The 360-nt window shown below is 55.6% G+C and carries 1 pseudogene; it reads right to left on the bottom strand.

What is annotated here, in order from left to right:
• Window positions 1-360: pseudogene (locus AC0IYH_RS29965) on the bottom strand (lipid ABC transporter permease/ATP-binding protein); the annotation flags it as partial.

Here is a 360-nt window from a genome sequence, read left to right as displayed (position 1 = left end):
GAACGGCTCTGTCGGTTCCCGGATAAACGAAATTCAGCTGACGAACTTCAGGGGCACCCTGAACACGATCTTTTTCGACGATCCCCGAATCCGGCTCAGGAGTTTCATCCAATTGTTCAAAGATACTTTCTGCGCCCGCTAGCCCCTTCTGAATCGTCGAGCTGACCTCTGAAAGCTGGCGAATCGGCTTGGGTAGCAGACCGGCCGCAGTGATGTAGGCCACTAGGTCGCCGACGCTGGCATCACCGCGCAGGAGAAGCACCAGGAACATCAGAAATGCCATGGCGGCATAGTTGACGAACTGCAACGACGGCGTATAGATCGCGCCAGTACGGGTCATACGCAATTGCTTGCGAGTAC

The sequence above is a fragment of the Pseudomonas sp. AC463 genome (assembly GCF_979253585.1).
The sequence above is the reverse complement of the archived record's forward strand: the minus strand, read 5'-3'. Positions and strand labels throughout refer to the sequence as shown.